The 12,210-nt window shown below is 70.6% G+C and carries 10 protein-coding genes; 2 read left to right on the top strand and 8 right to left on the bottom strand.

Features of this window, described 5'->3' with window-relative positions; genetic code table 11:
- Positions 1-16 precede the first annotated feature (16 nt).
- The 5 genes from rpsD to AB0947_RS15710 all read right to left on the bottom strand — a co-directional run bounded on the left by rpsD (position 17) and on the right by AB0947_RS15710 (position 5,207).
- Positions 17-631, bottom strand: a complete 615-nt coding sequence (gene rpsD, locus AB0947_RS15730; protein ID WP_366750888.1) for a 30S ribosomal protein S4 — start codon at positions 629-631, stop codon at positions 17-19.
- A 307-nt stretch (positions 632-938) separates the two neighbouring features.
- Positions 939-2,294, bottom strand: a complete 1,356-nt coding sequence (locus tag AB0947_RS15725; RefSeq protein ID WP_366750887.1) for a replication-associated recombination protein A — start codon at positions 2,292-2,294, stop codon at positions 939-941.
- Between the two features lie 43 nt (positions 2,295-2,337).
- Positions 2,338-2,994 (bottom strand): vitamin K epoxide reductase family protein, encoded by a 657-nt coding sequence (locus AB0947_RS15720; RefSeq protein WP_366750886.1) that lies wholly within the window; start codon positions 2,992-2,994, stop codon positions 2,338-2,340.
- A 220-nt stretch (positions 2,995-3,214) separates the two neighbouring features.
- Positions 3,215-4,477, bottom strand: a complete 1,263-nt coding sequence (gene hisS / locus AB0947_RS15715) for a histidine--tRNA ligase (RefSeq protein ID WP_366750885.1) — start codon at positions 4,475-4,477, stop codon at positions 3,215-3,217.
- Between the two features lie 13 nt (positions 4,478-4,490).
- Positions 4,491-5,207 carry an MBL fold metallo-hydrolase gene (locus AB0947_RS15710; RefSeq protein ID WP_366750884.1) on the bottom strand — a complete coding sequence of 239 codons (717 nt, stop codon included), beginning with the start codon at positions 5,205-5,207 and terminating at the stop codon, positions 4,491-4,493.
- A 169-nt stretch (positions 5,208-5,376) separates the two neighbouring features.
- Here AB0947_RS15710 and AB0947_RS15705 point away from each other — a divergent pair, with 169 nt between their 5' ends.
- Together AB0947_RS15705 and AB0947_RS15700 are read left to right on the top strand one after the other, a co-directional pair.
- A complete protein-coding gene (locus tag AB0947_RS15705) occupies positions 5,377-6,213 on the top strand; it encodes a peptidylprolyl isomerase (RefSeq protein WP_366750883.1) in 837 nt (278 codons plus the stop codon).
- A 176-nt stretch (positions 6,214-6,389) separates the two neighbouring features.
- Positions 6,390-7,619, top strand: a complete 1,230-nt coding sequence (locus tag AB0947_RS15700; protein WP_366750882.1) for a DUF349 domain-containing protein — start codon at positions 6,390-6,392, stop codon at positions 7,617-7,619.
- Between the two features lie 86 nt (positions 7,620-7,705).
- On the opposite strand, the gene relA is transcribed toward AB0947_RS15700, so the two are convergent.
- The 3 genes from relA to secF form a co-directional block, all read right to left on the bottom strand.
- A complete protein-coding gene (relA, locus tag AB0947_RS15695) occupies positions 7,706-10,246 on the bottom strand; it encodes a GTP pyrophosphokinase (RefSeq protein WP_366750881.1) in 2,541 nt (846 codons plus the stop codon).
- A 314-nt stretch (positions 10,247-10,560) separates the two neighbouring features.
- Positions 10,561-11,100, bottom strand: coding sequence for an adenine phosphoribosyltransferase (locus AB0947_RS15690; protein ID WP_366750880.1), 540 nt, complete (start codon positions 11,098-11,100; stop codon positions 10,561-10,563).
- Complete coding sequence (gene secF, locus AB0947_RS15685; RefSeq protein WP_366750879.1) at positions 11,097-12,209, bottom strand: protein translocase subunit SecF; 1,113 nt, start codon at positions 12,207-12,209, stop codon at positions 11,097-11,099. The genes AB0947_RS15690 and secF overlap by 4 nt, the downstream gene beginning before the upstream one ends.
- Position 12,210: the final 1 nt, after the last annotated feature.

The raw sequence follows: 12,210 nt of genomic DNA, 5'->3' as shown, positions 1-12,210 counted from the left end.
TACGCCGTGACGAGGGTCAGCGGGCGTAGTACTCGACGACGAGCTGCTCGTCGCAGATGACCGGAACTTCCTTGCGGTTCGGCTCGCGGTCCAGGCGGAACGCCAGGGCCTTGAGGTTCACCTGCAGGTAGCGCGGGATCTCGCCGTCGGGGGCGAAGCCACCCTCACGGGCGATCTGGAACAGCGTCTTGTCCTTGGAGCGGTCGCGGACCTGCACGACGTCGTCCGGACGGACACGGAAGGACGGCTTGTCGACCTTCTGGCCGTTGACCTGGATGTGGCCGTGCACGACCATCTGGCGGGCCTGGTAGATCGTGCGGGCGATGCCCGAACGCAGGACCAGCGCGTCGAGGCGGCGCTCCAGCTCCACGATCAGGGCCTCGCCGGTCTTGCCCTGGACCTTGGACGCACGCTCGTAGGCGCGCACCAGCTGGCGCTCGGAGATGTCGTACTGAGCGCGCAGGCGCTGCTTCTCCAGCAGACGGACCTTGTAGTCCGAGTTCTGCTTGCGGCCGCGGCCGTGCTCACCCGGCGGGTAGGGGCGGGCCTCGAAGTACTTGACGGCCTTCGGGGTCAGCGCGATGCCGAGGGCACGCGACTTCTTGACCTTGGGGCGGGACTGGTTCGCCACTGTCTTTCGTCTCTTTCGTAGTGTTCGGCTCGTCAGTGTTCAGGGAGGTCGCATCCGCAGCCGGGAAAACCCACCGGGTCCGCAGGGGACCTGACGGGCAGCCGCTTCCCTGGTCTGGGCACATACGTGCAGCACGCGAGTGGCCCACCGACCGCTCCCGGGGCTCCGGGGTGGTGGTGGGCTGCCCGCGACACCGTTCGACGGTGCGCGACGCTCCTGGAGCCGGTCCGCGAGGGACCGGGTCTCCGGCCGGCTGTCCCGCTCTGACAGCACGGGACTCAGCACTTCGGGGCAGTCTACAGGGTGCTCAGGACCGCTTGCGACCGAGGCGCTTGCGGGTCCACTCCACGGCGTCCGCGTACCTCGCCTCGGCGCCGTGCCGGCCCGGCGTGTAGTACTCGCGGTCCTTCAGGGCGTCCGGGGCGTACTGCTGCTCGGCGATGCCCTCCGGCAGGTCGTGCGGGTACACGTACCCCTGGGCGTGGCCGAGCTTGGCCGCGCCCTTGTAGTGCCCGTCGCGCAGGTGCGGCGGCACCGGTCCCGCCAGGCCCTTGCGCACGTCCTCCAGGGCGGCGCCGATCGCGGTGGTCGCGGCGTTGGACTTGGGGGCGAGGGCCAGGGCGATCGTGGCGTGGCTGAGGGTGAGCGCGGCCTCCGGGAAGCCGATCATGGCGACGGCCTGGGCGGCGGCCACGGCGATGGGCAGCGCGTTCGGGTCGGCGAGGCCGATGTCCTCGCTGGCGGAGATCATCAGGCGGCGGGCGATGAACCGGGGGTCCTCGCCGGCCTCGATCATGCGGGCCAGGTAGTGCAGGGCCGCGTCGACGTCGGAGCCGCGGATGGACTTGATGAGGGCGCTGGCGACGTCGTAGTGCTGGTCGCCGTCGCGGTCGTACTTCACGGCGGCCCGGTCGACCGTCTGCTCCAGCGTCCGCAGGCTGATCGCGTCCTCGCCCTGGTCCAGCGCGGACCCGGCGGCGGCCTCCAGGGCGGTCAGGGCGCGGCGGGCGTCGCCGCCGGCGATGCGGAGCAGGTGCTCCTCGGTGTCCTCGGGGAGGGCGACGGCCTCCTTGAGGCCGCGTTCGTCGCTCAGCGCGCGGCGGAGCAGCGAGCGGATGTCGTCGTCGGTGAGCGGTTCGAGGGTGAGCAGGAGGGAGCGGGAGAGCAGCGGGGAGATCACCGAGAAGTACGGGTTCTCCGTGGTGGCCGCGATCAGGGTCACCCAGCGGTTCTCCACGGCCGGCAGCAGGGAGTCCTGCTGGGCCTTGCTGAAGCGATGGATCTCGTCCAGGAAGAGGACGGTCTCCTTGCCGAAGGCGCCGGTGGCGCGGCGGGCGCCGTCGATGACCGCGCGGACCTCCTTGACGCCCGCGGTGATCGCGGACAGCTCCACGAACCGCTTGTTCGTCGCCTTGGAGACGACGTAGGCCAGGGTGGTCTTGCCGGTGCCGGGCGGGCCCCACAGGATCACCGAGGACGGGCCGGCCGGGCCGCCGTTGCCCTCGCCGACCAGCCGGCGCAGCGGGGAGCCGGGCCCGAGCAGGTGCTGCTGGCCGACGACCTCGTCGAGGGTGCGCGGGCGCATGCGTACGGCCAGGGGGCTGGCCGCCGGATCCTTCTCCTGGCGGTCTTCTGCTGCTGCGGTGAAGAGGTCGGGTTCCACGCTGAAACCCTAGAACACCGCACTGACAATCCGGCCGGGACCGTCAGCTGGTCCAGAAGTCCCACCAGCGGGTGAGGACGAGCATGCCGATGACGCCGACGTGCACGACCGGCAGCACCCAGGTGAACTCGCCGAAGAAGGACCTCAGCCAGCGCGGGGACGGCAGGAGGCCGTTGCGGACGTTGAAGGAGGTGACGTACCAGAACATGGTGATCGTGGCGACCCAGGCCAGCGAGCACCACAGGCACAGCGCGTTGATCCGGTACAGGGACTGGAACTGCAGCCAGGTGCAGAAGGCCACGCCGAAGAGCGTGCCGAAGTTGAAGGTCAGCCAGTACCAGCGCGGGAACCGGGCGCGGGCCAGCAGGCTCATGCCGACGCAGACGACGATGCCGTAGGCGACGAGGCCGAGCATCGGGTTGGGGAAGCCGAAGGCGGCGGCCTGCTTGCTCTCCATGACGCTGCCGCAGGAGACGACCGGGTTGAGGCTGCACCCGGGGGTGAACGTCTTGCCGGCGACCTTGGCTTCGAGCAGCTTGAACTTGTCGATCGTGATGACCCAGGCGGCCAGCAGTCCGGCAGCGCCGGTGATCACCAGCAGGATGGCGAAGGCGCGGCTGCCGCCCACCGCGCGCGGGGCGTCGGCGGCGCGCTCCGGGCCGGGCTCCGTGGAGACGTCTTTGACTGTCGTCTTGCTCATCACGCCGATTCCGTCACTCGAGACTCGGACCATCTTCGGGCACGGGTCATTGTGCCGCACACGCGTGTGTGCGCACCGTTCGCTCCGCATAAGGATGTGCGTACGACGGGTACCGCCCGCTCGGTTCCGGACAGCGCCGGCCGCCTCGCGCCCCTGGTACGGCGAAGGCGCCGGACGCCCCCTCGGGGAGGGCGTCCGGCGCCCACGCGCGCGCGTGCCGTCAGCCGAGCCGCGCTTCCAGCTCGGCCACGATCTCGTTCACGCCGATCGCCGCCTGCTCGCCGGACTCCATGTCCTTGAGCTGGACGACGCCCTCGGCGAGGTCGCGCTCACCGGCGACGACCGCGTACCGGGCGCCCGACCGGTTGGCGTTCTTCATGGCGCCCTTCAGCCCCTTGCCGCCGTACGCGAAGTCCGCCGCGATGCCGACCTTGCGCAACTCGGTGACCTTGGCGAACAGCACCCGGCGGGCCTCCTCGCCGAGCGGGACGGCGTAGACGCTGGTCGGCGCCGGGATGTCGAGTTCCACGCCCTCGGCCTCCAGCGCGAGGACCGTGCGGTCGACGCCCAGGGCCCAGCCGACGGACGGCAGCGCGGGGCCGCCGATCATCTCGGACAGGCCGTCGTACCGCCCGCCGCCGCCCACCGCGGACTGCGAGCCGAGGCCGTCGTGCACGAACTCGAAGGTGGTGCGGGTGTAGTAGTCCAGGCCGCGCACCAGCTTCGGGTCGTCCTCGAAGGAGACGCCCGCGGCGGTGATCAGTTCGCGGACCTCCTCGTGGTACGCCTTGCACGCGTCGCACAGGTAGTCGCGCAGCAGCGGGGCGCCGGTGAGCTGCTTCTGGACCGACTCGCGCTTGTCGTCGAGGACCCGGAGCGGGTTGATGTCGATGCGGCGGCGCGTGTCCTCGTCCAGGTCCAGGCCGCGCAGGAACTCCTGGAGCGCCGTCCGGTAGACCGGGCGGCACTCCTTGTCGCCGAGGCTGTTCAGCAGGATGCGGAAGTCGCGCAGGCCCAGCGAGCGGTACGCCTGGTCGGCCAGGATGATCAGCTCGGCGTCGAGTGCCGGGTCCTCGGCGCCGATCGCCTCCGCGCCAACCTGGGAGAAGTGCCGGTAACGGCCCTTCTGGGGACGCTCGTAGCGGTAGTAGGAGCCGGAGTACCAGAGCTTGACCGGGAGGTTGCCCGACTTGTGCAGGCTGGCCTCCAGGGCCGCGCGCAGCACGGACGCCGTGCCCTCGGGACGCAGGGCGAGCCTGTCGCCGCCCTTGGTCTCGAAGGCGTACATCTCCTTGGTCACGATGTCGGTGGACTCGCCGACGCCGCGGGCGAAGAGTTCGACGTTCTCGAAGCCGGGGGTCTCGATGTAGCCGTAGCCGGAGTTGCGCAGCGGGGCGGCGATCGCCTCACGGACCGCCAGGTACTTCGCCGAGTCCGGCGGGATCAGGTCGTAGGTGCCCTTGGGGGCCTGGAAGGTGCTCACGGAAGGTCTCTCGTCACATTCCTCGTCGGGGAGCCTCGGCGGCGCCGCGATCTTGGCGGCCCGCGGCCACTTCCCGCAGATAGGGGTTGGTGGCGCGCTCCTGGCCGATGGTCGTCTGGGGACCGTGGCCGGACAGCACCACGGTGGAGTCGTCGAGGGGCAGGCACACACTGGCCAGCGACCGCAACATGTCCTCCATGGATCCGCCCGGCAGGTCGGTGCGTCCGATGGAGCCGGCGAACAGCAGGTCCCCGGAGAAGAACACCGACGGGACGTCGGCGGTCTCGGGCATCCGGAAGGTCACCGACCCCTTGGTATGGCCCGGCGCGTGCGCGACGGAGAACTCCAGGCCCGCCAGGCCGAGGGTGGCGCCGTCCGTCAGCTCCTTGACGTCGTCCGGCTCCCCCACGGTCAGCTCGCCCATCAGCGGCATGCCGATGGAACGGCCGAGCGCCTTCTCGGGGTCGCTCAGCATGTACCGGTCCTCGGGGTGGATCCAGGCCGGGACGTCGTGCGCCCCGCAGACGGGGACGACCGAGGCGACATGGTCGATGTGGCCGTGGGTGAGGACGACGGCGACGGGCTTGAGCCGATGCTTGCGCAGTGCTTCCTCGACGCCGTCGGCGGCCTGGTGGCCGGGGTCGATGATCACGCACTCCTCACCGGCGGCGGGGGCGACGAGATAACAGTTCGTCCCCCAGGCCCCGGCGGGGAACCCGGCAATGAGCACGATCGTCCTTCGTTGTGTCGATTACAGGCGGCTTCCGTCGGAGTCAGAGCCTACCGGCGCTGCCGTTTCCTCAGCGAACCCATATACGGTACGGGGCTACACGCAGCGGTCGGAGCACCAGCACGCACGCGTACCGCCCGACACACGACACGCATGAGGAGACAACCCGGTGGTCAGCCAGGAGCAGCGGCGGCGTCAGCTCGCCCGGGAGAAGTTCTTGCGGCAGCAGCAGCGGCGCACCGAGGCGCGGCGCAAGGCCCGCCTGCGCAACTCCGTGATCGCGTCGGTACTGGGCGTGGTCGTGATCGGCGGTGTCGCCCTGTACACGACCGGGGCGCTGAAGGACGACGGCGGCAAGAAGGAGAACGCGAGCGCCGAGGTCACCCCGGGCGCCAGCCCGAGCGCGGCGCCGACCAGCAAGGCCCCGGACCCGTGCGCGAAGCCGGCGGCCGGCTCGGTGGAGAAGCTGAGCTGGAAGAAGGAGCCGGCGATGACGATCGACACGTCGGCGGCGTACACGCTGAAGCTCGCGACGACGTGCGGTGACATCGGCATCGCGCTGAAGACGGCGGCGGCCCCGCACACGGTGAACTCGTTCGACTTCCTCGCGGGCAAGGGCTACTTCGACCACACCAAGTGCCACCGCCTGACCACCCAGGGCATCTACGTCCTGCAGTGCGGCGACCCGCAGGGCACCGGCATGGGCGGTCCGGGCTACACGCTCCCGGACGAGAACCTCAAGGACAAGAGCCTGAAGAACAACATCTACCCGGCGGGCACGGTGGCGATGGCCAACACCGGCCAGAAGCACACCGGCGGCAGCCAGTTCTTCCTCGTCTACAAGGACAGCCAGCTGCCGCCGAGCTACACCCCGTTCGGCACGATCGACGCGGCGGGCATGAAGGTGCTGAACAAGATCGCCGCGGCCGGCGAGAGCACGGGCGCCGGTGACGGTGCGCCGAACGCGACGGTCGTGATCAACAAGGCGACCGTCAGCAAGTCCTGAGGCCGCCCGGCACCAAGTCCTGAGGTCAACGGGGGCCGGGAACGGCCGACTGCCGAATTTCGGTCGCGCTGGATGCGGACAGGCAACCCGCTGGTCGCCTATGTTGGCCGTGACGAAACTGTGGACGATGCCCGGGGGCGCTGAGGCCCGCGCAGGCATCATGTGGAGGAGGCGCTGTGAGCAGCGACCCGTGGGGCCGCGTCGACGAGACGGGGACCGTGTACGTGCGTACGGCCGACGGCGAGAAGGTCGTCGGTTCCTGGCAGGCCGGCTCCCCCGAGGAGGCGCTTGCCTACTTCGAGCGCAAGTACGAGGGCCTGGTTGTCGAGATCGGCCTCCTCGAGAAGCGAGTGCGGACCACCGACCTGTCGGCGAAGGACGCGCAGGCCGCGATCGACCACCTGCGCGAGCAGGTGGACGCGCACCACGCGGTCGGCGACCTGGAGGCGCTGCGGGGGCGGCTGGACAAGCTGGTCGCGACCGTCGAGGCGCGCCGCGAGGAGCGCAAGCAGCAGCGGGCCCGGCAGTCCGACGAGGCCCGCAAGGCCAAGGAGGACCTGGTCGCCGAGGCCGAGCAGCTGGCGCAGTCCGACCAGTGGCGGGCCGCCGGAGAGCGGCTGCGGGCGCTGGTGGACACGTGGAAGGGCCTGCCGCGCCTGGACCGCAAGTCCGACGACGAGCTGTGGCACCGCTTCTCGCACGCCCGGTCGGCGTTCTCCAAGCGCCGCAAGGGTCACTTCGCGCAGCTGGACGCGCAGCGCGAGGAGGCCCGCCGGACCAAGGAGCGGCTGGTCGCGGAGGCCGAGGCGCTGTCGGACTCGACGGACTGGGGTCCCACGGCCGCCCGGTACCGCGAGCTGATGGCGGAGTGGAAGGCCGCGGGCCGCGCCCAGCGCGAGCACGAGGACGACCTGTGGAACCGCTTCCGCGGCGCCCAGGACGTGTTCTTCGCCGCCCGCAGCTCGGTCTTCGCCGAGCGGGACGCGGAGCAGTCGGAGAACCTGAAGCTGAAGGAGGAGCTGGCCGAGGAGGCCGAGAAGCTCCTGCCGGTCACCGACCTGAAGGCCTCGCGGGCCGCCTTCCGCTCGATCAACGAGCGCTGGGAGGCCATCGGTCACGTCCCGCGGGACGCGCGGCCGAAGGTCGAGGGCCGGATGCACGCCGTCGAGCGGGCGATCCAGGAGGCCGAGGAGGCCGAGTGGCGCCGGACGAACCCGGAGGCACGCGCGCGTGCGGAGGGTCTGACCGGTCAGCTCCAGGCCGCCGTGGACAAGCTGAAGGCGCAGATCGAGCAGGCGCGCGCCCAGGGCAACAACGCCAGGGCCGACAAGCTGGAGAAGGAACTGGAGGGCCGTCAGGCGCTCCTGGACCAGGCGCTGAAGGGCCTTCAGGAGTTCGGCGGCTGACCCTGCCCGTCGCATGGCGAAGGGCCCCGTACGAGGCGTACGGGGCCCTTCCCCTGTGCGGGGCGCGGCGCCCGGCCGGAGCCGTCCTACGAGCGGGTGCGGCCGGAGGTCACGCGGTAGACGTCGTACACGCCCTCCACGCCCCGGACGGCCTTCAGGACGTGGCCGAGGTGCTTCGGGTCGCCCATCTCGAAGGTGAAGCGGGAGGTGGCCACGCGGTCGCGGGACGTCTGGACGGCCGCCGACAGGATGTTGACGTGCTGGTCGGACAGGACCCGGGTGACGTCCGAGAGCAGCCGGGAGCGGTCCAGCGCCTCGACCTGGATGGCGACCAGGAAGACCGAGGACTGGGTGGGCGCCCACTCGACGTCCAGAATGCGCTCGGGCTCACGGGACAGGGAGTCCACGTTGACGCAGTCGCTGCGGTGAACCGATACGCCGCTGCCGCGCGTGACGAAACCGATGATCGGGTCGCCGGGCACGGGCGTACAGCAGCGGGCCAGCTTGACCCACACGTCCTCGACGCCCTTGACGACGACGCCCGGGTCGGCGCTGGAGCGGCGCTTGCGGCCCCGGGTGCGGGACGGCGGGACCGTCTCGTCGATCTCCTCGGTGGCGGCCTCCTCGCCGCCGAGGGCCTGGACGAGCTTCTGCACGATGTTCTGCGCGGAGACGTGGCCCTCGCCGATCGCCGCGTACAGCGCGGAGATGTCCGAGTAGCGCATCTCGTGCGCGAGCGTGACGAGCGAGTCGCCGGTGAGGATCCGCTGGATCGGCAGGTTCTGCTTGCGCATGGCCCGCACGATGGCGTCCTTGCCCTGCTCGATCGCCTCGTCCCGGCGCTCCTTGGAGAACCAGGCACGGATCTTGTTGCGCGCCCGCGGTGACTTGACGAAGCCGAGCCAGTCCCGGGACGGGCCGGCGCCGGCCGCCTTGGAGGTGAAGACCTCCACCAGGTCGCCGTTGTCCAGGGTGGATTCGAGCGGTACGAGACGGCCGTTGACCCGCGCCCCTATGGTGCGGTGGCCGACCTCGGTGTGGACGGCGTACGCGAAGTCCACCGGGGTGGCACCCGCCGGCAGCGCGATGACGTCGCCCTTGGGGGTGAAGACGAAGACCTCGTTGCGGGACAGGTCGAAGCGCAGGGACTCCAGGAACTCGCTCGGGTCCTCGGTCTCCTTCTGCCAGTCCAGCAGCTGCCGCAGCCAGGCCATGTCGTTGAGGTGGTCGTCCTTGCCCTTGCCGGACGACTTCGGCACGTCGGTGCGGACCTTGGAGGCACCGGCCACGGCCTCCTGCTTGTACTTCCAGTGCGCGGCGATGCCGTACTCGGCGCGGCGGTGCATGTCGAAGGTGCGGATCTGCAGCTCGACCGGCTTGCCGTTGGGTCCGATGACCGTCGTGTGCAGCGACTGGTACATGTTGAACTTGGGCATCGCGATGTAGTCCTTGAACCGGCCGGGGACCGGGTTCCATCGCGCGTGCACCGTGCCGAGGGCGGCGTAGCAGTCGCGGACCGTGTCGACGAGGACGCGGATGCCCACCAGGTCGTAGATCTCGGCGAAGTCGCGGCCCCGCACGATCATCTTCTGGTAGACGCTGTAGTAGTGCTTCGGGCGGCCGGTGACGGTCGCCTTGATGCGGGCGGCGCGCAGGTCGGCCTGGACCTCGTCGGTCACTATGGCCAGGTACTCGTCACGCTTCGGCGCCCGCTCGGCCACCAGCCGTACGATCTCGTCGTACATCTTGGGGTAGAGGATCGCGAACGCGAGGTCCTCCAGCTCCCACTTGATGGTGTTCATGCCCAGGCGGTGGGCGAGCGGCGCGTAGATCTCCAGCGTCTCGCGCGCCTTCTTCTCCTGCTTCTCGCGCTTGAGGTAGCGCATGGTGCGCATGTTGTGCAGGCGGTCGGCGAGCTTGATGACCAGGACGCGGGGGTCCTTGGCCATGGCGACGACCATCTTGCGCACCGTCTCGGCCTGCGCGGCCTCGCCGAACTTGACCTTGTCCAGCTTGGTGACGCCGTCGACGAGCAGGGCCACGACGTCGCCGAAGTCGCGGCGCAGGTCCTCCAGCCCGTACTCGGTGTCCTCGACGGTGTCGTGCAGCAGCCCGGCCATCAGCGTGGCCGGGTCCATGCCGAGCTCGGCGAGGATGGTGGTGACGGCGAGCGGGTGCGTGATGTACGGGTCACCGCTCTTGCGCTTCTGGCCGCGGTGCCAGCGTTCGGCGACCTGGTAGGCGCGTTCGATCTGGCGCAGCGTGGAGTTCTCGATCTTGGGGTCGTTGCTGCGCACTATCCGCAGCAGCGGCTCCAGGACCGGGTTGTACGGGTTCGCGCGCTGGACGCCGAGGCGGGCGAGGCGGGCCCGGACGCGGTTGGAGGAGCCGGTGCGGGTGGGCGGCGTGGCCGGCTGGCGGACCACGGGCGGCTGTGCCGGGCGCTCGGTAGGGGCCGGCTTGGGGCGCGCGGACTCGCCGCTCTTCTCGACGGGCGCGGACTGGGCGCGCTGGACCGTCCCGCGGGTGTCGTTCTTCACGTGGGAAGCGTTCGGCGCGGGCTTCGCCGCGGCGGCCGAGGCGGGCTCGGGCTTGGCGGCGGTCAGTGGCTGGGCCTCGTCTGGCAAGAGGGCTCCTCGTGCGCGATCCGGGTCCCCCGGTCAGGCTCCGGAAACCCCATGGTAGCGATCCGGCGCCCGGTCATCCCCCGCAGGCGGATGTGAGGACCGTGTACCCCCGCAACGCGGGAGGCCACCTGGGGATTCCGGGAGGTGTCCTCGGGGGGGTCTCCGGGTGTGCGGCGCGTGTCCGTACGGCGACGGCGGCCGCGGTGCGGGCGTGGCGCTACGACGACGGCCGCCCCGGTGTTCCCGGGGCGGCCGTCGCGCCGTGCGGACCGGTCGGACCTGACCGGCGTAGCTGGTTCTGGTCGTCAGACCTGTCAGACCTGGAGGAGGGCCGTGAGCGGGGCTCCGGCGAGGGCCGGCTCCAGCCGGGAGCGGCCGTCCAGGAAGCCCAGCTCCATCAGGACCGCGAGGCCGGCGACCTCGGCGCCCGCGCGGTGGATGAGCTGGACCGCGGCCTCGGCGGTGCCGCCGGTGGCCAGGACGTCGTCCACGATCAGGACGCGGTCGCCGGCGACGAGGTCCTCCGCGTGCACCTCGATCTCCGCCGAGCCGTACTCCAGGTCGTACGCCTGGCGCAGGGTGGCCCCGGGCAGCTTGCCCGCCTTGCGGACGGGGATGAAGCCGAGGCCCGCGCGGACGGCGACCGGGGCGCCGAGGATGAAGCCCCGGGCCTCCAGGCCGACGACCTTGGTCGCGCCGGTGCCGGCGGCGATGCCGGCCAGCTCGTCGGTGAGCGCGGTGAAGGCCGCCGGGTCGGCCAGGAGCGGGGTGATGTCCTTGAACGTCACCCCGGGCTCCGGGTAGTCGACGACGTCACGGATGCGGCTGAGCAGCAGCTCCTGGATGTCGGTCATCGGCGCTTCCCCGAGGTCCGGCCGCGGCCCCGGCCACGGGAGGCGGGCTGGTTGCGCGGGCCCACCACGGCGGGAGCGGCGTCGTCGGCGTCGTCATCGGCGCCGCCCCGGGTCTCCGCGGCGAGGTCCCCCTCCGTGCCGGCCTGGGCGCGCTTGGCCAGGACCCGCTTGGTGAGGGCCTTCATCGCGGGCTCGCGCTCCTTGAGGTCGGCGACGAGCGGCGTGGCGATGAAGATCGACGAGTAGGCACCGGCCGCGAGGCCGACGAACAGCGACAGGGAGATGTCGTTGAGGGTGCCCGCGCCGAGGAAGCCGCCGCCGATGAAGAGCAGACCGGCGACCGGCAGCAGGGCGACGACCGTGGTGTTGATGGAGCGGACCAGGGTGCCGTTGATCGAGCGGTTCGCGATCTCGCCGTAGGTGAACCGGGTCTGCTTGGTGATGTCCTTCGTCTGCTCCTTGAGGCTGTCGAAGACGACGACCGTGTCGTAGAGCGAGTAACCGAGGATGGTCAGCAGACCGATGACCGTGCCGGGCGTGACCTCGAAGCCGACCAGGGCGTAGATACCGGTCGTGATGGTGATGTCGTGGATCAGCGCGACCAGCGCCGCGATGGCCATCCGCCACTCGAAGGCGATCGCCAGGTAGATCACCACGAGGACCATGAAGATCCCCAGGCCCTCCCAGGCCTTGTTGGCGATCTGCTCGCCCCAGCTCGGGCCGACCAGGTCGGCGGCGAGCTTCTCGGGGTCGAGGTTCAGGTCCTTGGCCAGCTCCTGCTTGATCTTGTCGGACTGGCCGGTGTCGATGCCGGCGATCTGGATGCGCAGGCTGCCGTTGCCGAGCTTCTGCACGACCGCCTGGTGGCCGGAGGCCGTGTTGGCGTAGTCCTCCGCCTGGGCCACCGACGTGCTCATCTTCGTGGGCGTCGTGAAGACCGCGCCGCCCTGGAACTCGATGCCCATGTTCAGGCCGCGCACCGCCAGGCCGAGGATGGCCGTGATGGTGATCAGGATCGAGACGCCGTACCAGATCTTGCGCTTGCCGACGAAGTCGTAGGAGATCTCGCCGCGGTGCAGTCGAGCGCCGAGGTTGCCGAGTTTCGACATC

The organism is Streptomyces sp. NPDC047841, assembly GCF_040704085.1.
GTDB lineage: Bacteria > Actinomycetota > Actinomycetes > Streptomycetales > Streptomycetaceae > Streptomyces > Streptomyces argyrophylli.
Note: the sequence above shows the minus strand (reverse complement) of the source record. Positions and strands in the feature narration are given on the sequence as shown.